The sequence below is a fragment of the Vibrio sp. MED222 genome, assembly GCF_000153005.1.
Lineage (GTDB): Bacteria > Pseudomonadota > Gammaproteobacteria > Enterobacterales > Vibrionaceae > Vibrio > Vibrio tasmaniensis_A.
Genome location: NZ_CH902611.1, coordinates 35104 through 56834 on the forward strand (window position 1 = coordinate 35104; position 21731 = coordinate 56834).

A 21731-nucleotide genomic window follows, 5' to 3' on the forward strand; every position below is an offset into this window, starting at 1 on the left:
CAATCTTTTATAGCTTTTGTATTTTTATTTGCTATTTCTTTATCTGTCTTTTGGATCAAGCGCGTCGCGCAGACCATCACCTACGTAGTTAAAGCAGAACAGCGTAACTACCATGAATGCCGCTGGGAATGCCAATTGCCAAATAGCAACTTCCATTGTTTGCGAGCCTTCTTGTAATAGCGCGCCCCAACTTGTCATAGGCTCTTGAACACCAAGACCAAGGAAAGATAAGAATGATTCAGTAAGGATCATGCTCGGAATAAGTAGCGTCGAGTAAACCGCAACAATACCCAATACATTCGGTACGATATGACGTGTAATGATCTTCCATTTACTTACACCACATACGTGAGCAGCCTCGATGAATTCTTTGCTACGTAGACTCAACGTTTGACCACGTACGATTCGTGCCATATCGAGCCAAGCAATAGCACCGATAGCAACAAAGATAAGTACAATATTACGACCAAAGAATGTTACCAGTACGATCACAAGGAACATGAATGGTACTGCGTACAAGATCTCTAGGATACGCATCATCACTCGGTCAGTACGACCGCCAATGAAACCTGAAGCTGCACCGTAAAGCGTACCAATCAGTACCGCTACAAATGCGCCCATCACACCAACCATCAGAGAAATACGGCCGCCAATCATTGTACGAACGTATAAGTCACGACCTAAACTGTCGGTACCAAACCAGTGATCCGCATTTGGGCCTACGTGCATTGCGTACCAGTCAGTATCATCGTAAGCATGCTGCGCCAACATAGGTAAGAAGATTACCGAAAGCACCATGATAATTAGAATGAACAGACTGATCATTGCCGCTTTGTTGCGCATAAAACGAATACGCGCATCTTGCCACAAACTACGACCTTCAATTTCCAAATTCTCAGAGAATTTTTCGATCGCTTCTAAGTTTTCTTTTTTCTTCAACATAACCATGCGTCCCTGCTAGTAGCGAATTTTCGGGTCAATAAGCGCTAGTAAAATATCAACGATAGCGTTGAACAAGATGAATAGGAAACCAATCAAAATGGTTACACCCATTACTAACGAGTAGTCACGGTTAAACGCGGCGTTAACAAACAGCTTACCGATTCCCGGTAGACCAAAGATGGTTTCAACAACAACTGAACCTGTGATGATACCTACGAACGCAGGTCCCATGTATGACACAACAGGTAGCATTGCTGGCTTAAGCGCATGTTTAAGAACGATATAACGGTAACTTAGACCTTTAGCACGAGCAGTACGGATAAAGTTACTGTTTAACGTTTCAATCATGCTACCGCGAGTGATACGAGCAAAGGTTGCTACATATAGAAGAGACATCGCAATAACAGGTAGCACGATGTACACGAAGGTGCCGCCATGCCAACCACCTGCTGGGAATATATTCCAGTGCAGGGAGAAAAGGTAAATAAGCGCTGGTGCCAACACGAAGGATGGCATCACCACCCCGAGCATGGCTGTCGACATTATGGTGTAGTCGACCCAGGTATTGTGCTTCAACGCGGCTATAGTGCCGACGGTGACCCCCATAATTAGCGTAAAGATAAAGGCAACGAAGCCTACCTTCGCAGATACTGGAAGTGCTACAGCAATCAGCTCATTTACTGTGTAATCTTGATATTTGAAAGATGGACCAAAATCACCCTGAAGGATGTTGGTTAAGTACGTGGTGTACTGTTCAAATACTGGTTTATCTAAGCCGTATTTAGCTTCGATGTTAGCCATAACTTCTGGCGGTAATGGACGCTCGCTTGAAAACGGGTTACCCGGTGCGAAACGCATGAGAAAGAAAGATATAGTGATCAACACCAACATCGTTGGAATCGCTTCAAATATCCTTTTCATAATGAATTTAAGCATAAACTCACTCTTTCAGTCTGTGACAATTAAAATTAGAAAGACGCTACATGCGCGTATTACGCATGTAGTGTCTGTATCGTTATAGTTATATTAACTTTTAGAATCGAAGCTTATTGAGCCTTGATGTATAAGTCTTTCGAGAAGATCTTATCTTCCGCGTTATTAGTAGGGAAGCCACCAACGTGCGGATTTAGTAGACGTGATTTCACGTATTGGTAGATAGGTGCGATAGGCATATCGTTAGCCATTAGCGCCTCAGCTTCAAGGTAAAGTGCTTTACGCTCTTCTTCTGAAGTCGAGTTCAGTGCTTTATCAATGATTTGATCGTAAGCCGCGCTGTCGTAGTGAACACCACCGGTAGTGTTGTTACTCTTCATTAGCGTTAGGAATGACGACGCTTCATTGTAGTCACCACACCAACCAGCACGAGCTACTTCGAAGTCACCAGAATCTTTAGAAGATAGGTAAGTTTTCCACTCTTGGTTTTCAAGTGTAACTTTAAGACCCAGTGTTTTCTTCCACATAGAACCTAGTGCTACAGCAATCTTCTTGTGGTTTTCAGAAGTGTTGTACAGTAGGTTGAAGTTTAGTGGATTGTCTTTGCCGTAGCCCGCTTCTTCAAGAAGACGTGCCGCTTCTACGTTACGTTCTTTTTGAGACATTGTACCGTACTGAGGAAGCTCAGGATCGAAGCCCGCCGTGATTTCAGGCGTCAGGAAATATGCTGGTTTTTGACCTTGCGCTAAGATAGCGCCAGTCACGATGTCACGGTCAATTGCGTAAGAGATAGCCTTACGTACGCGAACGTCATCAAATGGAGCTTTCTTCGTGTTGAAGATGTAGTAGTAAGTACACAAGTTACCAGCTACAGATACGTCTTCTGCGTGCTCTTTCTTAAGACGCTTGAAGTGCTCAGTTGGAAGTTCATTTGTGAAGTCGATTTCACCAGATAAGAAACGGTTCATTTCCGCAACTTGGTTTTCGATTGGTAGGAAGGTTACTTTGTTTAGAACAGTTTTGTCGTTGTTCCAGTATTGGTCGTTACGCTTTAGAACTAGACGTTCGTTAACAACCCACTTATCAACAGAGAATGCGCCGTTACCTACGAAGTTACCCGGCTTGGTCCATTGGTCACCGAATTTTTCAACAGTTGCTTTGTGTACTGGCTTCACTGTTGTGTGGCCCATCATCATTACGAAGTATGGTACCGCTGTTTCTAATTCAACAACAAGTGTGTTTGCATCTACAGCTTTAACGCCTAGCTCACTCTTGTCTTTCTTACCCGCTACGATGTCTTTCGCATTCACCATCTTGGTATATTCCATGTACCAAGCGTATGGAGAAGCAGTGGCAGGATCAACTGCACGTTTCCAGCTGTAAACGAAATCTTCAGCTGTTACAGGATCGCCGTTAGACCATTTTGCATCTTTGCGTAGATGGAAAGTGAATGTTTTGTTGTCTGTCGTTTCCCAGCTCTCAGCAACACCAGGGATAGTATTACCTTCACCGTCCTGGTTCACTAGACCTTCTAGAAGATCACGAATTACGTGAGATTCTGGTACACCTTGAGATTTGTGTGGGTCGATAGTCGCAACTTCAGTACCGTTACCGCGAACAAGTTCCTGAACTTTTGCTAGTTCTGTACCTGCTGGAACTTCAGCAGCGATAGAAAGAGTAGAAGTGGCAGCCACTGCCAAACCAGCACCTAGAAGAAGGGCCTGAGTGATTTTATTCTTGTACATTTAATAAACTCCAAGTTTTTCGTATTGCATCCATGACTTCTTTGCTAAGTTCACTGAACGGCAGTGATTTAGATTTATTTAGCTTAAAATATAAGCATAAAAATCTAAAACCTTACAAAGATTGAGGCACACACTATCAACCATTGAAGTAATTTGCCATAAACAAGTCGCAAAAAATCGGATAATTCTCCGAAATACTCAAGGTATCAGTGTAAATATCTAATAAAATCCTAATGAATAGTGAGTTACACATAGGGATTTATTAAATAACAGCCTTTAGTGTTGATGTATCTGTGTTGATACTTTTTTTTAGCATCTTATGCTAGAACACCTTTGATAAGTTAACATTAATGCCACATTAAATCTAAGTGCACATCACATATCCCCTAAATAGACTGTACTATTTGTGAGGATTATCACTTTATACAAAACAGCATAATGCACTGCACCAAAACAGATGCAGAGCTGCACCAGTACAGAAAAAATAAGCCAAAGAATTTATATGCAACTCGAATGATTAATCATTTAATAAACACCCTATTTTTTATAAATGACTTTGTTGCACGCACAAAAAAACCGACGTTCAACGTCGGCTTTATTACCTAAGTCCTAACCTGAAATGCGTTATCACGTTAAGGACGAAACATTATGTGGGATAATTTACTTTTTCCAGCGCTCTGCAGCTTTGGTATCAGAATCGCGAGAATCAACCCAGCGAGTTGTTTCAGTGGTACGTTCTTTTTTCCAAAACGGCGCTTTGGTTTTGAGGAAGTCCATAACAAACTCGCACGCTTCGAAGGCAGCCCCTCGGTGCGCACTGGATACACCAACGTAAACAATCTGGTCACCGATATCTAGGTCACCAACACGGTGAATCACTCGCATCTTCTGAATAGGCCAGCGCGCTTCAGCTTGATCACAGATCTCGCTCAGCGACTTCTCTGTCATACCCGGATAGTGCTCTAGAGACAAACCAATCACGTTGTCGCCAAGGTTCATGTCGCGAACTTTACCAACAAACGTCACTACCGCTCCTGCAGCTGTGCCTTGAGCTAGATAATCGTATTCGTCACCCACAGAAAAATCTTCTGCCGTAACTAGTACTCTTGGATCAATAACTCGAGAGTCGTTCATGGCTAACCTCCAGTAACCGGTGGGAAGAAAGCCACTTCATCGCCGTCTTTCACTTCAGTTGTCAAAGGTACGATTGATTGGTTAAGCGCAGCCAGAAGTTTGCCCTCCTCCAATGCGATATCCCATTTGCCTTCTTGTGTTACAAGGTGGCTGCGAATCGCTTCAATAGTATTGAATTGTGCATCGACTTCTAGGCTATCGACACCGACAAGTTCACGAGTTTGAGCAAAGAACAGTACAGTAATCATGATTCCACCTTGAAGTGACCAGATTTACCACCCGTCTTCTCTAACAGGCGTACATTTTCGATAACAATGTCTTTTTGAACGGCTTTACACATATCGTAAATCGTTAGCGCAGCAACAGAAGCAGCCGTAAGCGCTTCCATCTCAACGCCCGTCTTACCCGCAAGTTTACAAACAGATTCAATGCGAACCTTGTTTTCAGACTCGATAGCTTCTAGCTGCACTTCGACTTTAGTTAGTAGTAGAGGGTGACACAGTGGAATCAAGTCCCACGTTTTCTTAGCCGCTTGGATGCCAGCAATACGTGCCGTCGCAAAAACATCACCCTTATGGTGGCTACCAGAAACAATCAGTTCTAGCGTTTCAGCTGACATTTGAACGAAAGCTTCCGCTCTCGCTTCGCGTACAGTTTCCGCTTTAGCCGATACATCGACCATGTTCGCTTCGCCAGACGCGTTAATGTGGGTAAATTGGCTCATGCTCAAACCACCTTATACAGAAAGATGTGGCATGAAGTTACAAGGACGGTGGCTAGCATCCATCTGTTGCTTGATGATCTTAGTCCAACCTGTACGGCACGCACCTGTAGAACCTGGCATCGCAAAGATAACCGTGTGGTTAGCAAAACCCGCGATTGCACGCGATTGAATCGTCGAAGTACCAATCTCTTCGTAAGACACTTGGCGGAATAGCTCACCAAAGCCTTCTACTTCTTTGTCGAACAGTGGCTTAAGTGCTTCTGGGGTGCTATCACGAGAAGTAAAACCCGTACCACCAGTGATCATGATCGCTTGGACGCTGTCATCAGCAATCCACTGAGATACGATCGCACGGATCTTGTACATGTCATCGATAACAATTTGCTTATCAACCACGTTGTGACCAGCTTTCTTAGCATGCTCAGCTAGGTAACCACCTGACGTGTCATTTTCTTCTGTACGAGTATCTGAAACCGTTAGTACTGCAATGTTCGCTGCTTGAAATTTGCTTTCTGCGTGACCCATTTGTTCACCTATATAAATTTTTCATTAGACTGATTCGCCCAGCTTAAAGAAGCTGAGCGATAAAATGCTTTAGAGTATATAGCGGGTTAACCGCCGATTGACGCCAAATTTGGAGTCATGCCGCTGTTGCCATCATGTAAGAAGTGACTAACGGACTTGGTTTGAAGCTGAGCCTGAATTCGATCAATGAGCTCTTGCTCTTGTTGATCTTCTTGAATCAGATCTCTCAGTTCAACACCGTGGTCGCCAAACAGACATAGGTGAAGTTTACCGGTCGCAGAAACACGCAGTCGGTTACAACTCTCACAAAAGTCTTTCTCGTAAGGCATGATCAAACCAATTTCACCCTTGTAGTCTGGGTGGACAAACACTTGCGCCGGGCCATCGTTAACAGCTTTGACTTTTAACAGCCAACCATTAGCAATAAGCTGGTTGCGGATCGCAACGCCAGACACATGGTGTTTATCGAACAACTCGTCCATCTCGCCGGTTTTCATCAGCTCGATAAAACGTAATTGAATAGGTTTGTCTTTAATCCAATTAAGGAAGGCTGGTAATTCCTGACTATTGAGGTCTTTCATCAATACGACGTTGACTTTGACTTGTTCAAAGCCAACCTCAAACGCTTTATCAATACCTCGCATAACCTCAGTAAACTTGTTCTCACCAGTGATCTGATGGAACATGCGCGAATCTAAGCTATCCACGCTCACGTTTATATGGGTTAAACCAGCATCACGCCATTGCCCTACTTGTTTCTCCATGCGGTAGCCATTCGTTGTGGTGGCTACTTTTTCAATGCCTGGAGTAGAAGCAACGGTATGTATGATTTCAGGAAAGTCTTTACGCAGACTCGGCTCTCCGCCAGTAATGCGGATCTTTGAGGTACCACAATCAGCAAACGCTTTAACAACGCGTTTGATCTCAGGAACACTTAAAAAAGACGAGTTTTTTTGCCCTGACGGTTTATAACCATCTGGCAAGCAGTAAGTACATTTAAAGTTACAGACGTCTGTAACCGACAAGCGCAAGTAATAAAACTTGCGATGGAATCTATCTTCGAATTGTTGCGCCACGGAACACCTTTCCAAACACGGGAGGCATAATCATTTCCAATTAAGCCCTTGTGACAACATGTCACTGGCTCTTGATGCGTATCGGTACAGCAAATACCACTGTGCGACTTAGCATGCGAGAGCTCGGAGTTATGGCAACTGCACTTTATATTCACACGCGCAGTAGCTGAGTAATAAAATACTTAATATTTGTACGTGAATCTAGCTTTGATGACAAAAAACGAGTCACATCGGCAAAAAAAACGTATCAAACCCTCAAAATAACTCTTGTTGAGTATCTGACGAGAAGCATTTAACCTAAATTATAGTTGGTAATAATCTAACAAGAACAAAAAATGAATATTTACTCTTCAAAGAAAGTTGTCGCAATTGGTGGTGGTCACGGCTTAGGTCGTATGCTTGCGGCATTAAAAGACTTTGGTAGCAACGCGACAGGCATTGTTGCAACCACAGATAACGGTGGATCAACCGGGCGTATTCGAGATTGCCAAGGTGGTATCGCTTGGGGTGATACTCGTAACTGTATCAACCAACTAATCACCGAGCCTTCGATCAGTTCGATGATGTTCGAATACCGCTTTCGCGGTCAAGGTGAACTCGATGGTCACAACCTCGGTAACCTAATGCTGACTGCACTAGACAACCTTTCTGTTCGCCCATTGGAAGCGATCAACCTGATTCGTAACATGCTTAAAGTCGATGTGAATATTGTGCCAATGACGGAACATCCTTCCGATCTCACTGCTTTGTCAATGGACGGCCGTTGGGTTACGGGTGAAACCAACGTTGATGACATGACAGAAAAACTGCGCATGATGGACTTGTCTCCAGAAGTTCCTGCGACCAGAGAAGCCGTTGCAGCTGTCGAACAAGCAGACTGTATCGTGCTTGGCCCGGGAAGTTTTCTAACCAGTGTTATGCCGCCCCTTCTACTGCCAGAAATTGGTAAAGCGATCGCTGATAATACTAAAGCCAAGGTTATCTTCGTTGAAAACCTGTCGCCAGAGCATGGACCTGCTGGGAAAATGACGCTACAAGAGCAATTGGAGTGGTGTGAGCGTACCTGTAAGGCAAGAAAAATTGATATTGTATTAGGTAACGCGCCCCATCCGGAACTTGAAGGGCTTTGGAATTGCGTGACTACTGACCTTGCCTCGCCAAATAGAGATTGGCGACACGACCGTTTAAAACTCCAACAAGCAATTAGGGATCAGTTGGTTTAACTCGGTTTTCTGAATCTATTTACCAAACAAAAACAAAAAGGAGCACGATGCTCCTTTTTAAGTTCATTGATGACTGACCACTTTAGTGATAATTGACCGCGTTAAAGCTCTGTCATTAACTGCTGGTACTCTTGGTAGGTGGATAACAAAATATCCTGCATACCTTGAAAGTCGACCTCTGTCATTGGCAGCGCTTGTTTCACTTTTGCATCTAGGCTAATCGCAAAACTACACAAAGAGTCCGCTCCAAAGCTCGCAGCACTACTCTTAAGTGCATGGCTAATATCCGCTAAATACTTAGATGTGTCTGACTCTTTATTTAGCTCTAAATGTTCGTAGTATCCCTTCAGTTCACCTAAAAATATTTCCAGTAACACTGGGACATTCTCTTGCCCTATTTCACCGGCAAGCTCATCAACTTTTTGCTGATTTAATATTATCATCATTGCTCTTTTCTTATTATTTGGTGATTACTGCTTCGCATTCCATGTTTGCAATTTTCGGTATATCGTCGATGGACTGACATCCAAGAAACCTGCCGCGCGAGGAACGTTACCGTCACACGCTTTGATGGCCTGTTCGATAGCCGTTTTCTCAGTGATCCACAATGGGAAAATATCTTTTACCGTGATGTCTTCGTTCTGCTTCTCTTTTAAACGGAGACTGTTTTCAATTGGTTGGTTCAATGGCGGTGGAAGCATATTGAGAGTAATCTCTTTACCATTATTCAGTACCACTACATTTCGCAACACATTTTGTAACTGACGAACGTTCCCCGGCCACTCATATTGATTAAAGCGATCGAGTACTTCTTCAGCAAAACGTACGAACGCCTTGCCTTCTTCGACAGACATATAACCCAGCAATGAATATGCAATTTCGATGACATCTTCACCACGCTCACGCAATGGCGGCAAATGCAATGGAATCACATATAAACGGTAGTACAAATCTTCTCTAAAGCGACCTTCTTGAACTTCTTTCCAAGGGTCGCGGTTCGTTGCACATACGAAACGAACATCCACACTCTTCATCTTCGAAGAGCCGACTTTTTGAAAGGTGCCAGTTTGAATGAAGCGGAGTAGCTTAGTTTGCAGCTCTAAGTCCATTTCGCACAATTCATCGAGGAACAGGGTTCCACCATCTGCAAGTTCAGCCGCGCCTTGTCGATCCGTTGCCGCCCCAGTAAAGGCCCCTTTAACGTGACCAAACAGTTCACTCTCAATCAAATCTTTAGGAATCGCTGCACAGTTGATCGCGATAAATGGCTTATCACCACGCTTACTCGCAGCGTGAATGGCTTCAGCACATACCTCTTTACCGGTACCACTTTCACCTGTGATGAAAATACTGGCTTTGCTCGATGCGGCAGAATCGATCGTTCGGTAAACCTGCTGCATGGTTTGACTACTGCCAATAAAGCCTTGATAGTTCTGATTTCCTGGATGTTCCGAGCTATTTTTAAGTTTAGTGGCTTTGCGGATCGCATTGTTCACCGTAATACGAAGTCGGTCGGCTTCACACGGCTTGATAAGGAAATCTTGGGAACCATGTCGCATGGCTTCTACTGCGGTATCAATAGAGCCGTGAGCAGTCATGAAGATAACCGGAACTTCCGGATATTTTTGTTTTACAGCAAACAGTACATCCATACCCGTCATATCGGGCAGGCGTAGATCTAATAAAATGAGGTCTGGGATTCGATGGTTCAAACTCTCGATTGCATCGCGGCCAGTACCAACAATGTTAATATCAATTTCGAGCGGTGTAAGATACGATCGATACAACGCTGCTACCGACGCGGTATCTTCTACCATTAACAAATACTTCGATTTGTTATCTAACGTTTTTGATTGCATATCCTAGCCATTTATAATTTGCATTTCTTATTATAATCGCATTCCGCTTTGCATTATGCAAATTAACCACACTATTTATACTGTGTTCGTTTGCTTGCTTCAAACAATCAATGTGTTATCTATGTGGCACGAACGATGCAGTTATCTAACTGACCTTCGGGTCACCTAGCCAACTGACGTTGTTAGTGGACTTTGTGTCCACAGACGTAAGCCAGTAGAACATTTACTACTGGCTGTTTTTTGTCTGAAACACTCTCAATTCTTGTGCTGAAGGGATCAACTTCTTGAGTGGAAAGTGAGATTAGCTGTTGGTAATAAACTGCTTTCTTAGCTGCTCAATTTCATCACGCTTTTGTGCGGCCAATTCAAATTCTAGATTCTGAGCATGCTGATACATCGCAGCTTCTAGCTTGCTGATCTCTTTATCAAGCTGTTGTGGAGTCAGTACGACATAACTTTCAGAAGGCTCTGCCACCTTAGATAGAGGAACTTGCTTCGATTGGCGCTGCTGCTTCGACTTGGTTAGATCACCCAACTCCATAATGTCTTTGATATTACGTTTAAGTGCTTGCGGCGTAATACCTTGCTCTTCGTTATAGGCCTGCTGTTTCTCTCTACGGCGGTCGGTTTCATCAATCGCCTTTCTCATCGACTTAGTAATCGAGTCACCATATAGAATTGCTCGACCTTCCAAATTACGAGCTGCACGGCCAATGGTCTGTATCAAAGAACGCTCAGAACGTAAGAAGCCCTCTTTATCAGCATCAAGAATCGCCACCAGCGATACTTCCGGCATATCCAAACCTTCTCGAAGTAAGTTAATGCCCACTAACACGTCAAACTCGCCCAAACGTAGGTCTCTGATAATTTCTACGCGTTCAACGGTATCGATATCAGAGTGCAAGTAACGAACTTTAACGCCATGCTCACTCAGGTATTCAGTTAAGTCCTCTGCCATTCGCTTAGTTAGCGTCGTGACAAGTACACGCTCTTCTTTCACTGAACGTATTCTGATTTCAGACAATAGGTCATCAACCTGAGTCGCGACAGGCCTTACTTCAATAATTGGGTCTAACAAACCAGTAGGACGCACCACTTGATCAGCAATCTCACCGTCTGATTTTTCGATTTCGTAATTGCCTGGCGTGGCCGACACAAAAATTGTTTGCGGGGCTATAGACTCAAATTCTTCAAACTTCATTGGACGGTTATCCAATGCCGAAGGCAGACGGAAACCAAATTCAACCAAGGTTTCTTTACGAGAGCGGTCACCTTTATACATCGCACCAATTTGCGGCACGGTCACGTGTGACTCATCGATAATCAACAGACCATCATCAGGCAAGTAATCAAATAACGTCGGAGGCGCTTCCCCTTCAGCACGGCCACTCAAGTATCGTGAATAGTTTTCGATACCAGAACAGAAGCCAAGCTCGGTCATCATCTCGATATCAAACTGAGTTCTTTGAGAGATACGCTGTTCTTCTAGAAGCTTATTATTGTCTTTTAAATATTGAGCTCTATCACGCAACTCATCCTTAATCTTCTCAATCGCTTCAAGGATTTTCTCTCGTGGAGTTACATAGTGCGTTTTTGGATAAACCGTAAAGCGAGGCAGGTCTCTTTGCTTAACCGCACCAGTTAGTGGGTCAAAGATACTGATGCAATCCACTTCATCATCGAACATTTCAATTCGCACGGCATCTTGGTCAGATTCAGCCGGGAAGATATCAATCACTTCACCACGCACGCGAAACTGACCTCGTTCAAATGCGACGTCGTTTCTTGAATATTGTAGCTCCGCCAAACGGCGCAAAATATCACGCTGATCCATAACCTCACCACGACTCAAGTGAAGCATCATTTTCAAATACGATTTAGGATCACCAAGACCATAGATAGCCGATACAGAAGCTACAATGATGGCGTCTTTTCGCTCTAATAAGGCCTTGGTCGCCGAAAGTCTCATCTGCTCGATATGAGCATTCACCGACGCATCTTTCTCAATGAACGTATCTGTGGTTGGTACATACGCTTCAGGCTGGTAGTAATCGTAGTAAGAAACGAAGTATTCAACGGCATTATTTGGAAAGAATGACTTCATCTCACCATAAAGTTGAGCTGCCAACGTTTTGTTAGGCGCTAACAAGATTGCTGGTCTTTGAGATTGAGAAATGACGTTGGCAAGCGTAAAGGTTTTACCCGAGCCCGTTACCCCTAATAGAGTTTGATGTGCCAAACCAGAATCTAGTCCATCTAGTAATTTGGTAATCGCCGTCGGCTGGTCACCGGACGGACTGTAGTCCGATACCAAGTCAAAGAGTTTACTCATAGGTCGCCATTTCCATACTGTTTATTTAATCAGGTCATTGTCACTCTAGGAGGAGTGTCGTTGCAACTATTATCTAGAGAAATGCATCTTAAGATTAGATATCAGTTATAGCTTTTATTTTTGGAACTTGGTATTATCCGTGCCCCTGCAAGATCTCTTCAGCTAAATTACTCGATTTTTAATCCACTACTTTTCCCCAAAAAATCTAAAAATAGCACTTGTTTTACTGTTTATTTTATAATCTTAAAAAGTTATACAATCGTAATGTTTCGATATAAAACTTTTAAATACATCACGTTACCGCAGATTTTAACATTTTCAGATTTATCCCAATTATTGTTGTTAAAGTTTCACGCACATACTTATCCACAATTTTGGTGGATAACTAAAGCAAAGCTAAATCTGATAAGGCGTTCAAGAAAGTAAAGTTTTTTATCTTATTTTTTTCTGCTATTTTTTATTGACAGAAAATAGGAGTCTTATTAGAATTCGCGTCGCTAACAAGCAATTCCCCTTTAGTTCAGTTGGTAGAACGGCGGACTGTTAATCCGTATGTCGCAAGTTCAAGTCTTGCAAGGGGAGCCAAATTCAGAAAAAAGCTCAATCGAAAGATTGGGCTTTTTTCGTATATAACTGCGACTAACTTGTTCCAAGTTAATATCACACCCGAATCGTCGGACCGTGCTACCCGCCCGCGTTTAAGTCTCGACAAGGGGGCCAAATTTAAAGAAGCCGCATCACTCGATGCGGCTTTTTGCGTTTTAACGTACTCACTTTCCTAAAAGCCCTCTAAGCAACCGAGCAACAGCCTTGAGTTAGCAACAATCAATTGACTCAAAAGTTCGCTATTTACTTCAACCAATTTCGACCTTTTGGCCGAAGACAAAAGTGAAATCACTGAGTACTCAAATGATCAGACAAAGATCATTGTGATATACCGCTGCACGCTCACACCATCAAAATCTATGTCTATACTTACTGCAGCTTTGGTAATCAATCGATTACCTGATGTTTTTTTCACCAAGTGTCTAAATCCCTAGTGATCCTTGGTTGTTATTAGGTGAGCAAAACAGGATAATATCGGGATCGGAATCTCAAGAATTAATCCATTATGACCGAATACCTTTTGTTGTTGGTTGGCACAGTGCTAGTCAATAACTTTGTGCTAGTGAAGTTTTTAGGGCTATGTCCATTTATGGGCGTCTCCAAGAAGTTGGAGACTGCAATTGGCATGGGCCTCGCGACGACTTTCGTTCTGACGTTAGCGTCGGTATCTGCATACCTAGTAGAAACCTACATCCTTACCCCTCTGGGTATTGAATACTTGCGTACCATGAGCTTTATCTTGGTTATCGCGGTGGTTGTTCAATTTACGGAAATGGTCGTTCACAAAACTAGCCCTACCCTTTATCGCCTATTGGGTATCTTTCTGCCGCTTATCACCACCAACTGTGCGGTATTAGGTGTGGCACTTCTGAACATCAATGAAAACCACAACTTCATTCAGTCGATCATCTATGGTTTTGGCGCAGCGGTGGGTTTCTCTCTTGTATTGATCCTATTTGCTGCAATGCGTGAACGTATTGCGGTTGCTGATGTTCCAATGCCATTTAAAGGCGCATCGATTGCGATGATCACAGCTGGCCTAATGTCTCTGGCATTTATGGGCTTTACTGGGTTGGTGAAATAAGCATGAGTACCATTTTAATTGCGATCATTGCACTCGCCGCTTTAGCCGCTATTTTTGGCGCTATTTTGGGCTTTGCTTCTATCCGTTTTAAAGTTGAAGCCGATCCGATCGTCGATCAAATCGACACTATTTTACCGCAAACTCAATGTGGCCAGTGTGGCTACCCTGGTTGTCGCCCATACGCGGAGGCGATCGCGAACGGAGACAAGATCAACAAGTGTCCTCCAGGCGGCCAAGCAACCATTGAGAAGCTCGCAGACTTAATGGGCGTAGAAGTTGAAGACTCCGCTCATGACTTAGATAACAAAGTAAAAACCGTTGCCTTCATTCATGAAGATATGTGTATCGGCTGTACCAAGTGTATTCAAGCCTGCCCTGTTGACGCCATTGTTGGTGGCACCAAGGCACTCCACACAGTAATCAAAGATGAATGTACAGGTTGTGATCTATGTGTCGCACCGTGCCCTACTGACTGTATCGAAATGATTCCAGTGGCAACAACGACTGAAAATTGGAAATGGCAGATGAACATCATTCCTGTTACTGATATCACTAACCAAGCAACTGATGCGACCGCGTCAGAGCCTAAGGCATAGGGTTAGTATGATCTCTTTAATTGAACAAATTCGCACGGGCTCTATTTGGAACTTCCCGGGCGGTGTGCACCCTGCTGAAAACAAGAAACAGTCGAATACTACTGACATCGTGCATGCAAGGCTCCCAGAAGAAATCGTTCTTCCAGTGAAACAGCATATAGGTAAGCCTGGTAACTTATTGGTTACTGTCGGTGATGCCGTACTCAAAGGTCAGCAACTTACTGCCTTAGAGACTGGTTTTACTTTGCCAGTACATGCGCCAACATCGGGTGTGATTACCGCTATCGAACCACGAACCACCGCTCACCCTTCTGGCTTGAGCGACGTGTGCGTGGTTATTAAACCTGATGGCTTAGACGCTTGGATTGAAAAAAATCCAGTTGAAGATTTCTCGACAAAGACCTCTGACGAACTGCTTGATGTGATTCGCCAAGCTGGTATTTCAGGCATGGGCGGCGCAGGCTTCCCTACGGCTAAGAAGCTTCAATCAGGCTTAGGTCGTACCGACATTTTGATCGTCAATGCTGCGGAATGTGAACCTTACATCACCTCTGATGACAAGTTGCTTCAAGAACATGCCGACGAAGTATTAAAAGGCATCGAAGTGGTTGAACACATTCTTCAACCAAAGCTGACGGTTATCGGCATTGAAGACAACAAACCAGATGCGATAAAAGCACTTGAGATTGCTGCGAGAGACAAAGATATCGTCATTCGTGTTATCCCAACTAAATACCCTTCTGGTGGTGAGAAGCAGCTTATCAAGATTCTCACCAACAAAGAGGTCCCAGCTGGCGGCATCCCTGCAGACATTGGTGTTTTGGTTCAGAACGTCGGCTCTCTTTACTCGATTAAGCGAGCGGTAATTGACGGCGAACCTGTGGTTAACCGCGTTGTGACATTAACCGGTAAAACCTTTAAGCAACCTCGTAACGTTTGGGCGCTATTAGGCACACCAGTACATGAGTTACTTGAAGAGTTTGGCTACAAAGCCGATAAAAAACTGCCGCGTTTGATTTTGGGCGGCCCGATGATGGGCTTTACCTTGCCGCATGCCAATGTGCCAATCACCAAAACGTCGAACTGTATTTTAGCGCCAACGCGTCGTGAGATTTCACCAAGCACTTACGAGATGGAATGTATTCGTTGCAGCGCGTGTGCTGAAGCTTGTCCTGCGTCTCTACTTCCTCAACAACTGCAATGGCACGCCAAAGCCAACGAGTTGGATAAGTGTGAAGAACTGAATATTAAAGACTGTATTGAATGCGGTGCTTGTGCATTTGTCTGCCCAAGTGAAATTCCTCTTGTTCAGTACTACCGCCAAGCAAAAGCTGAGATCAAAACTCGAAAAGATGAAGCCGCTGCAGCAGAGCGCGCCAAGATTCGTTTCGAAGAGAAAAACGCTCGTATGGAGCGCGACAAAGCAGAACGTGAAAACCGCTTTAAGAAAGCAGCTGACAACCGTCGTAAAGACATGAAATCAGCCGACGGTGACGATGCAATTGCTGCGGCGATTGCGCGTGTTAAGGCACAAAAAGCGACAGCAGACCAAGCTCCTAATGCGGAACCAGCGGTGAAACCTGCGGTTGCGGCTGCGATTGCCAAGGCAAAAGCAAAACAAGCTGCGGCTCAGAAAGCGGATAGCGCTGAACCAGACAATTCTGAAATGTCGAAACTGCGTGAAGAACGTAAACGACAAGCTCGAGAGCGCAAGGCACAACAAGCAGCAACTGATGCTCCTGCAGAAAAATCAGGTGACGCTAAGAAAGACGCGGTTGCTGCGGCTATTGCTCGCGCTAAAGCCAAGAAGGCTCTACAAGTGGAATCTTCTACTCAAACAGAAAGCGAGGCTCCAGTTGCAAGTACTGGCGACGCTAAGAAAGATGCTGTCGCTGCGGCCATTGCTCGCGCTAAAGCCAAGAAAGCTCAACAAGCGGAATCAGCTACTCAAACCGAAAGTGAAGCTCCAGCTGAAAGTACTGGCGACGCTAAGAAAGATGCTGTTGCTGCAGCTATCGCTCGTGCTAAAGCAAAGAAAGCTCAACAAGCAGAATCAGCTACTCAAACCGCAAGTGAGGCTCCGGCTGAAAGTACTGGCGATGCCAAGAAAGATGCTGTCGCTGCTGCAATAGCTCGCGCTAAAGCAAAGAAAGCACAACAAGCTGAATCAGCTACTCTAACCGAAAGTGAAGCTCCGGTTAAAAGTTCTGGCGATGCTAAAAAAGATGCTGTCGCTGCCGCAATAGCTCGCGCTAAAGCAAAGAAAGCACAACAAGCTGAATCTTTTACTCCAACAGCAAGCGAAGCTCCGGTTAAAAGTTCTGGCGATGCTAAGAAAGATGCAGTTGCTGCCGCAATAGCTCGCGCTAAAGCGAAGAAAGCACAGCAAGCTAAGCAGGTCGAAGCAGAAGCAATCGCTCCTGAAGTAGAAGTGGAAGTGGAAGCTGAAATTCAATCAGAACCAGTGGATCCTAAAAAAGCTGCCGTTGCCGCGGCAATAGCTCGCGCTAAAGCAAGAAAGGCACAACAAGCGAAACAGGAAGAGTCAGCAGAAACACCTGAATCTGTGGTTGAACCTGTAGTTGAATTAAAGGCTGAAACTCAACAAGAACCAGTCGATCCTAAAAAAGCAGCGGTTGCTGCAGCGATTGCTCGTGCTAAAGCAAGAAAGGCGCAGCAAGAGCAAGACAAAAAGAATAATGAGGAGAAAGAGTAGTGGCCTTCTTTATCGCCAGCTCACCGCACGCGCACAATCGTAGAAGCACCCCTGATCTCATGAAATGGGTCGCTATTTGTGCATTGCCAGGTCTACTAGCTCAAACCTACTTCTTTGGATGGGGTACGCTCATCCAGTTAGTATTTGCTATTGCACTTGCTGTTACCTTTGAAGCCGCTGTAATGCTGCTAAGAAAACGCCCGCCAGTGATGGCATTGCGTGATTACAGCGCTGTTGTGACCGCTTGGCTACTCAGTGTCGCGATTCCGCCACACTCTCCGTGGTGGATTCTCGTGATAGGTATGTTCTTCGCGATTGTCATCGCAAAACACCTTTATGGCGGCCTTGGGCAAAACCCATTTAACCCTGCGATGGTGGCTTACGTTGTTTTGCTGATCTCATTCCCAGTTCAAATGACCAGCTGGAATGCGCCGACCAGTTTAACTGCTGAAGCTACGAGCTTTGTTGACTCCTTCTTGATGATCTTTACTGGTTTCAATAATGAAGGCTTGTCTTTACAACAAGCACGCCTTGGTATTGATGGCACCACGATGGCGACGCCACTCGATGCCTTCAAAACCGCACTAACGGCAGGTAACTCGGCTTCTGAAGCTCTGTCTCAACCTCAATTTAGCTGGTTAGCTGGCGTGGGTTGGGAATGGGTAAACCTTGCTTACCTTATTGGTGGCTTGGTGCTTATCAAGCAACGCGTGATTCAATGGCATATCCCAGTCGCGTTTCTGGGCAGCTTGACCCTATTTAGCCTAGTGTTCTTGATGTTCACTCCTGGCGAAACCGCATCACCGACCATTCATCTATTGTCTGGTGCGACTATGCTCGGCGCATTTTTCATTGCGACCGACCCAGTTTCAGCATCAACAACAGTGAAAGGTCGCTTAGTGTTTGGCGCTCTGATCGGCGGTTTGGTATTTATCATCCGCAGTTGGGGTGGTTTCCCTGATGGCGTGGCGTTTGCTGTATTGTTAGCCAACATGTGTGTTCCACTGATTGACTACTACACCAAACCTCGTACATACGGCCACTAAAGGGAGCGGATACCATGCTAAATGCAATTAAGAAAAACGGCCTTGTACTCGCGATTTTTGCGTGTGCTTCGACGGGTTTGGTCGCGGTAACTCACTACCTGACCAAAGATCAGATCAAACAACAAGAACAGGCTCAGTTACTGTCTGTGCTTAACCAAGTAATCACACATGATCTACACGACAACGAACTGTTTTCATCTTGCACTCTCGTTCAAACAGAAGAACTTGGTACTGAGCAAGCGATGCCGGCTTACATTGCTAAAATCAATGGTGAGCCGAGTGCGATTGCGATCGAAGCGATTGCCCCAGACGGCTACAACGGCGCGATTAAAGTGATTGTTGGAATGAAGATCGACGGTACTATTTTAGGTACTCGCGTGCTTTCTCACCAAGAAACTCCAGGTTTGGGTGATAAGATTGATTTGCGTGTGAGTGATTGGATTCTCTCATTTGCTGGTAAGCAAGTGACGGATTCTAATCTTGACCGTTGGAAGGTTCGTAAAGATGGTGGTGACTTTGACCAGTTCACTGGCGCAACCATTACGCCAAGAGCTGTTGTGAAGTCAGTTAAACAAGCGGTGCAATACGTTAATCAAAACAACCAAGCATTGCTTGCTCAACCTCTAAATTGTGGTGGTGAATAATGAGTGACCATAAAACACTGATCAAAAATGGCATGTGGGCCAATAACCCTGCCCTAGTGCAACTCCTTGGCTTATGTCCGCTGTTGGCTGTCTCTTCGACTGTGACTAACGCTCTTGGATTAGGTATCGCTACCTTGCTTGTACTAGTCGGCTCGAACGTGTCTGTATCTTTGGTTCGAAACCATGTGCCAAAAGAAGTGCGTATTCCAGTGTTCGTGATGATCATTGCTTCACTAGTAACCTGTGTTCAACTTCTGATGAACGCCTACGCGTATGGCCTTTACCTCTCTTTGGGTATCTTTATCCCGCTGATCGTAACCAACTGTATCATCATTGGCCGAGCGGAAGCCTTCGCGTCTAAAAACGAAGTTTTACCTGCAGCTCAAGATGGTTTCTGGATGGGTCTTGGCATGACATCGGTACTGGTTGTATTGGGTGCGATGCGCGAGGTTATTGGTAACGGAACCCTATTTGATGGCGCAGACCTACTCCTTGGTGATTGGGCTTCGGTGTTACGAATCCAGATATTCCAATTTAATAACAGCTTCTTGTTAGCCCTGCTACCACCCGGTGCCTTCATTGGTGTTGGTTTCTTGATTGCTTTGAAAAACATCATCGACAACCAAGCTAAATCTAGACAGCCAAAACAAGAAAAACCAGCTATTGAACGCGCTCGCGTTACCAATGCCTGATAAGTTACAGTAGCTTAAATCCTGCTGAGTAGCTCAACCGCTCAGCAGGTAAATAGATTGACCAAGTACACATAATAATGACGCTCATAAGAGCGCGTAACCGATGATAAAGCCTGAACCATTGCGAAACTTGTTATTTTAAAACGAGTAAGTTTGAAAGAACTTCGCTGGAACTCAAGCCCTAACTATTTGAAAGTAATGTCGCTATGAACAATGTAAAACGAGTAGAAATACTTGAGCGTTTGAGAGAAAACAATCCAAATCCAGAAACCGAGCTTAACTGGAACAGCTCTTTCGAGTTGCTAATCGCCGTGCTCTTATCTGCGCAGGCGACCGATGTCAGCGTCAACAAAGCCACTGATAAGCTGTACCCTGTGGCTAATACTCCACAGGCTATTTTCGACCTAGGTGTCGACGGCCTAAAAGAGTACATCAAGACCATCGGCCTATTTAATTCGAAAGCAGAAAACACCATCAAAACGTGTCGTATGCTGCTTGACCTACATAATGGTGAAGTACCGGAAGATCGTGCTGCGTTAGAAGCCCTTCCAGGTGTAGGCCGCAAAACAGCAAACGTAGTGTTAAATACTGCATTCGGTTGGCCAACCATTGCCGTTGATACTCACATCTATCGTGTATCAAACCGCACTAAGTTAGCAATGGGTAAAACGGTCGATGATGTTGAAGCTAAGCTGCTCAAAGTCATTCCAAAAGAATTCAAACTGGATGTCCACCACTGGCTCATTCTTCATGGACGTTACACCTGTGTGGCGCGTAAACCACGCTGTGGCAGCTGTATCATTGAAGACTTGTGTGAGTTCAAGGAAAAAACCGACGTCTAGGCTAGCTCTAAGCGAATGAAGCTAAGAAGCTAAGAAGCTAAGAAGCTAAGAAGCTAAGAAGCTAAGAAGCTAAACAGTGCCGCATTTTTCTAGCGGCATAAAACAGAATTACAAAAACGTATACATAATTAAAGCTAGGAGCAAATCATGTCAAACGGTCGTATTTTACACACTATGCTACGCGTTGGTGATCTAGACAAGTCTATCGAGTTCTACACCAATGTAATGGGCATGCAGCTATTACGTAAGAACGAAAACAAAGAGTACGAATACACACTGGCTTTCGTTGGCTTTGGTGACGAATCTCAAGGCGCTGTGATTGAGCTGACTTACAACTGGGGCACGACTGAATATGACCTTGGCTCAGCTTTTGGTCACGTTGCTATCGGTGTTGATGACATCTACACAACATGCGACGCGATTAAAGCAGCAGGCGGTAATGTGACACGTGAAGCGGGCCCTGTAAAAGGCGGCTCTACTCATATCGCATTCGTTAAAGATCCTGACGGCTACATGATTGAGCTTATTCAGAACAAACAAGCAAGTGCTGGTCTAGAAGGTTAACCCTTCGTAGCCTCTGCAATATTTGGCTATGGAATAAACACTATAAGCGAGCATAAAGCTCGCTTTTTTTGTAGCTCTATTAATAATCGATATTCTTTACTAATTATTACAACATTCTCACTGATGAAACTTTACATGATAATAATTATCATTTAAATTAAGTCCCCTATTGATTAGTGAGGTAACACAATGATTAGCGAATGGGAAAAACACACGTTACTTGCCGATACGGCATTGCAGCTCGACGATCCTGTACAGAGTATTCTTCACTATCAGCAAGCATTGAGTTTAAGCGAAAAAATTACTGAGCGTACCGATATCCAAGCGGACGAGCGCTTACTTATCTCTGTGATTTCTTGTCACAACCTCGCTCAGTTTTGGCGATGGGCCGGCGATACTGAATATGAACTCAAGTATCTCCAATTGGCTTCAGAAAAAGTACTGACAC

General features: G+C 44.5%; 21 protein-coding genes, 1 tRNA gene and 1 riboswitch. Of the genes, 11 read left to right on the forward strand and 11 right to left on the reverse strand.

The window, feature by feature from the left end; genetic code table 11:
* Positions 1 to 39: 39 nt before the first annotated feature.
* The 8 genes from oppC to moaA form a co-directional block, all read right to left on the reverse strand.
* Complete coding sequence (gene oppC, locus MED222_RS02975; protein WP_009848636.1) at positions 40 to 942, reverse strand: oligopeptide ABC transporter permease OppC; 903 nt, start codon at positions 940 to 942, stop codon at positions 40 to 42.
* Between the two features lie 15 nt (positions 943 to 957).
* Complete coding sequence (oppB, locus tag MED222_RS02970; protein WP_009848637.1) at positions 958 to 1878, reverse strand: oligopeptide ABC transporter permease OppB; 921 nt, start codon at positions 1876 to 1878, stop codon at positions 958 to 960.
* 110 nt (positions 1879 to 1988) lie between these two features.
* Positions 1989 to 3620, reverse strand: coding sequence for an ABC transporter substrate-binding protein (locus MED222_RS02965; RefSeq protein WP_009848638.1), 1632 nt, complete (start codon positions 3618 to 3620; stop codon positions 1989 to 1991).
* Between the two features lie 660 nt (positions 3621 to 4280).
* Positions 4281 to 4754: a molybdopterin synthase catalytic subunit MoaE gene (moaE, locus tag MED222_RS02960; protein WP_009848639.1), complete on the reverse strand. Its 474-nt coding sequence runs from the start codon at positions 4752 to 4754 to the stop codon at positions 4281 to 4283.
* Positions 4755 to 4756: 2 nt separating this feature from the next.
* Entirely contained in the window at positions 4757 to 5002 is a 246-nt protein-coding gene (gene moaD, locus MED222_RS02955; RefSeq protein ID WP_009848640.1) for a molybdopterin synthase sulfur carrier subunit, read from the reverse strand.
* Positions 4999 to 5478, reverse strand: coding sequence for a cyclic pyranopterin monophosphate synthase MoaC (gene moaC, locus MED222_RS02950; protein WP_004734026.1), 480 nt, complete (start codon positions 5476 to 5478; stop codon positions 4999 to 5001). Before moaC ends, moaD begins: the two co-directional genes overlap by 4 nt.
* Before the next feature lie 12 nt (positions 5479 to 5490).
* Positions 5491 to 6003, reverse strand: a complete 513-nt coding sequence (gene moaB, locus MED222_RS02945) for a molybdenum cofactor biosynthesis protein B (protein ID WP_009848641.1) — start codon at positions 6001 to 6003, stop codon at positions 5491 to 5493.
* Positions 6004 to 6089: 86 nt separating this feature from the next.
* Complete coding sequence (gene moaA / locus MED222_RS02940) at positions 6090 to 7079, reverse strand: GTP 3',8-cyclase MoaA (protein WP_009848642.1); 990 nt, start codon at positions 7077 to 7079, stop codon at positions 6090 to 6092.
* Positions 7068 to 7220, reverse strand: a riboswitch (molybdenum cofactor riboswitch). Its footprint overlaps the gene before it by 12 nt.
* A 194-nt stretch (positions 7221 to 7414) precedes the next feature.
* Between moaA and MED222_RS02935 the strand changes: the two genes are divergently transcribed.
* Positions 7415 to 8302, forward strand: a complete 888-nt coding sequence (locus MED222_RS02935; protein ID WP_009848643.1) for a YvcK family protein — start codon at positions 7415 to 7417, stop codon at positions 8300 to 8302.
* 101 nt (positions 8303 to 8403) lie between these two features.
* On the opposite strand, the gene luxU is transcribed toward MED222_RS02935, so the two are convergent.
* The 3 genes from luxU to uvrB all read right to left on the reverse strand — a co-directional run bounded on the left by luxU (position 8404) and on the right by uvrB (position 12493).
* Positions 8404 to 8748: a quorum-sensing phosphorelay protein LuxU gene (luxU, locus tag MED222_RS02930; RefSeq protein WP_009848644.1), complete on the reverse strand. Its 345-nt coding sequence runs from the start codon at positions 8746 to 8748 to the stop codon at positions 8404 to 8406.
* Positions 8749 to 8772: 24 nt separating this feature from the next.
* On the reverse strand, positions 8773 to 10161 hold the full coding sequence (gene luxO, locus MED222_RS02925) for a quorum-sensing sigma-54 dependent transcriptional regulator LuxO (RefSeq protein WP_009848645.1): 1389 nt from the start codon (positions 10159 to 10161) through the stop codon (positions 8773 to 8775).
* Positions 10162 to 10462: 301 nt separating this feature from the next.
* Positions 10463 to 12493 (reverse strand): excinuclease ABC subunit UvrB, encoded by a 2031-nt coding sequence (gene uvrB / locus MED222_RS02920; protein ID WP_009848646.1) that lies wholly within the window; start codon positions 12491 to 12493, stop codon positions 10463 to 10465.
* Positions 12494 to 13002: 509 nt separating this feature from the next.
* On the opposite strand from uvrB, the gene MED222_RS02915 reads away from it, so the two are divergent.
* The 10 genes from MED222_RS02915 to MED222_RS02870 all read left to right on the forward strand — a co-directional run.
* Positions 13003 to 13078 (forward strand) — tRNA-Asn (locus MED222_RS02915).
* Between the two features lie 526 nt (positions 13079 to 13604).
* On the forward strand, positions 13605 to 14183 hold the full coding sequence (rsxA, locus tag MED222_RS02910; protein ID WP_004734039.1) for an electron transport complex subunit RsxA: 579 nt from the start codon (positions 13605 to 13607) through the stop codon (positions 14181 to 14183).
* A 2-nt stretch (positions 14184 to 14185) separates the two neighbouring features.
* On the forward strand, positions 14186 to 14779 hold the full coding sequence (gene rsxB / locus MED222_RS02905) for an electron transport complex subunit RsxB (RefSeq protein WP_009848647.1): 594 nt from the start codon (positions 14186 to 14188) through the stop codon (positions 14777 to 14779).
* A gap of 7 nt (positions 14780 to 14786) precedes the next feature.
* A complete protein-coding gene (gene rsxC, locus MED222_RS02900) occupies positions 14787 to 17495 on the forward strand; it encodes an electron transport complex subunit RsxC (protein WP_009848648.1) in 2709 nt (902 codons plus the stop codon).
* Positions 17495 to 18541, forward strand: coding sequence for an electron transport complex subunit RsxD (gene rsxD / locus MED222_RS02895; protein WP_009848649.1), 1047 nt, complete (start codon positions 17495 to 17497; stop codon positions 18539 to 18541). Before rsxC ends, rsxD begins: the two co-directional genes overlap by 1 nt.
* A gap of 14 nt (positions 18542 to 18555) precedes the next feature.
* Positions 18556 to 19185 carry an electron transport complex subunit RsxG gene (rsxG, locus tag MED222_RS02890; protein WP_009848650.1) on the forward strand — a complete coding sequence of 210 codons (630 nt, stop codon included), beginning with the start codon at positions 18556 to 18558 and terminating at the stop codon, positions 19183 to 19185.
* Positions 19185 to 19877, forward strand: a complete 693-nt coding sequence (locus MED222_RS02885) for an electron transport complex subunit E (protein WP_009848651.1) — start codon at positions 19185 to 19187, stop codon at positions 19875 to 19877. Before rsxG ends, MED222_RS02885 begins: the two co-directional genes overlap by 1 nt.
* Positions 19878 to 20083: 206 nt before the next feature.
* Positions 20084 to 20719, forward strand: coding sequence for an endonuclease III (gene nth, locus MED222_RS02880; protein WP_009848652.1), 636 nt, complete (start codon positions 20084 to 20086; stop codon positions 20717 to 20719).
* Between the two features lie 147 nt (positions 20720 to 20866).
* Positions 20867 to 21283, forward strand: coding sequence for a lactoylglutathione lyase (gene gloA / locus MED222_RS02875; RefSeq protein ID WP_004734046.1), 417 nt, complete (start codon positions 20867 to 20869; stop codon positions 21281 to 21283).
* A 189-nt stretch (positions 21284 to 21472) separates the two neighbouring features.
* Positions 21473 to 21731: DUF2753 family protein (locus MED222_RS02870; protein ID WP_009848653.1), on the forward strand; the 259-nt coding region annotated here is incomplete at its 3' end.

What these genes read in the sequence shown, in the direction of transcription:
- oppB (WP_009848637.1), bottom strand. Translation starts at nt 1,878, where the DNA reads ATGCTTAAATTCATTATGAAAAGGATATTTGAAGCGATTCCAACGATG.
- oppC (WP_009848636.1), bottom strand. Translation starts at nt 942, where the DNA reads ATGTTGAAGAAAAAAGAAAACTTAGAAGCGATCGAAAAATTCTCTGAG.
- nth (WP_009848652.1), top strand. Translation starts at nt 20,084, where the DNA reads ATGAACAATGTAAAACGAGTAGAAATACTTGAGCGTTTGAGAGAAAAC.
- rsxA (WP_004734039.1), top strand. Translation starts at nt 13,605, where the DNA reads ATGACCGAATACCTTTTGTTGTTGGTTGGCACAGTGCTAGTCAATAAC.
- MED222_RS02935 (WP_009848643.1), top strand. Translation starts at nt 7,415, where the DNA reads ATGAATATTTACTCTTCAAAGAAAGTTGTCGCAATTGGTGGTGGTCAC.
- luxU (WP_009848644.1), bottom strand. Translation starts at nt 8,748, where the DNA reads ATGATGATAATATTAAATCAGCAAAAAGTTGATGAGCTTGCCGGTGAA.
- rsxC (WP_009848648.1), top strand. Translation starts at nt 14,787, where the DNA reads ATGATCTCTTTAATTGAACAAATTCGCACGGGCTCTATTTGGAACTTC.
- moaE (WP_009848639.1), bottom strand. Translation starts at nt 4,754, where the DNA reads ATGAACGACTCTCGAGTTATTGATCCAAGAGTACTAGTTACGGCAGAA.
- rsxB (WP_009848647.1), top strand. Translation starts at nt 14,186, where the DNA reads ATGAGTACCATTTTAATTGCGATCATTGCACTCGCCGCTTTAGCCGCT.
- MED222_RS02965 (WP_009848638.1), bottom strand. Translation starts at nt 3,620, where the DNA reads ATGTACAAGAATAAAATCACTCAGGCCCTTCTTCTAGGTGCTGGTTTG.
- MED222_RS02885 (WP_009848651.1), top strand. Translation starts at nt 19,185, where the DNA reads ATGAGTGACCATAAAACACTGATCAAAAATGGCATGTGGGCCAATAAC.
- luxO (WP_009848645.1), bottom strand. Translation starts at nt 10,161, where the DNA reads ATGCAATCAAAAACGTTAGATAACAAATCGAAGTATTTGTTAATGGTA.
- moaD (WP_009848640.1), bottom strand. Translation starts at nt 5,002, where the DNA reads ATGATTACTGTACTGTTCTTTGCTCAAACTCGTGAACTTGTCGGTGTC.
- gloA (WP_004734046.1), top strand. Translation starts at nt 20,867, where the DNA reads ATGTCAAACGGTCGTATTTTACACACTATGCTACGCGTTGGTGATCTA.
- rsxG (WP_009848650.1), top strand. Translation starts at nt 18,556, where the DNA reads ATGCTAAATGCAATTAAGAAAAACGGCCTTGTACTCGCGATTTTTGCG.
- uvrB (WP_009848646.1), bottom strand. Translation starts at nt 12,493, where the DNA reads ATGAGTAAACTCTTTGACTTGGTATCGGACTACAGTCCGTCCGGTGAC.
- moaB (WP_009848641.1), bottom strand. Translation starts at nt 6,003, where the DNA reads ATGGGTCACGCAGAAAGCAAATTTCAAGCAGCGAACATTGCAGTACTA.
- moaC (WP_004734026.1), bottom strand. Translation starts at nt 5,478, where the DNA reads ATGAGCCAATTTACCCACATTAACGCGTCTGGCGAAGCGAACATGGTC.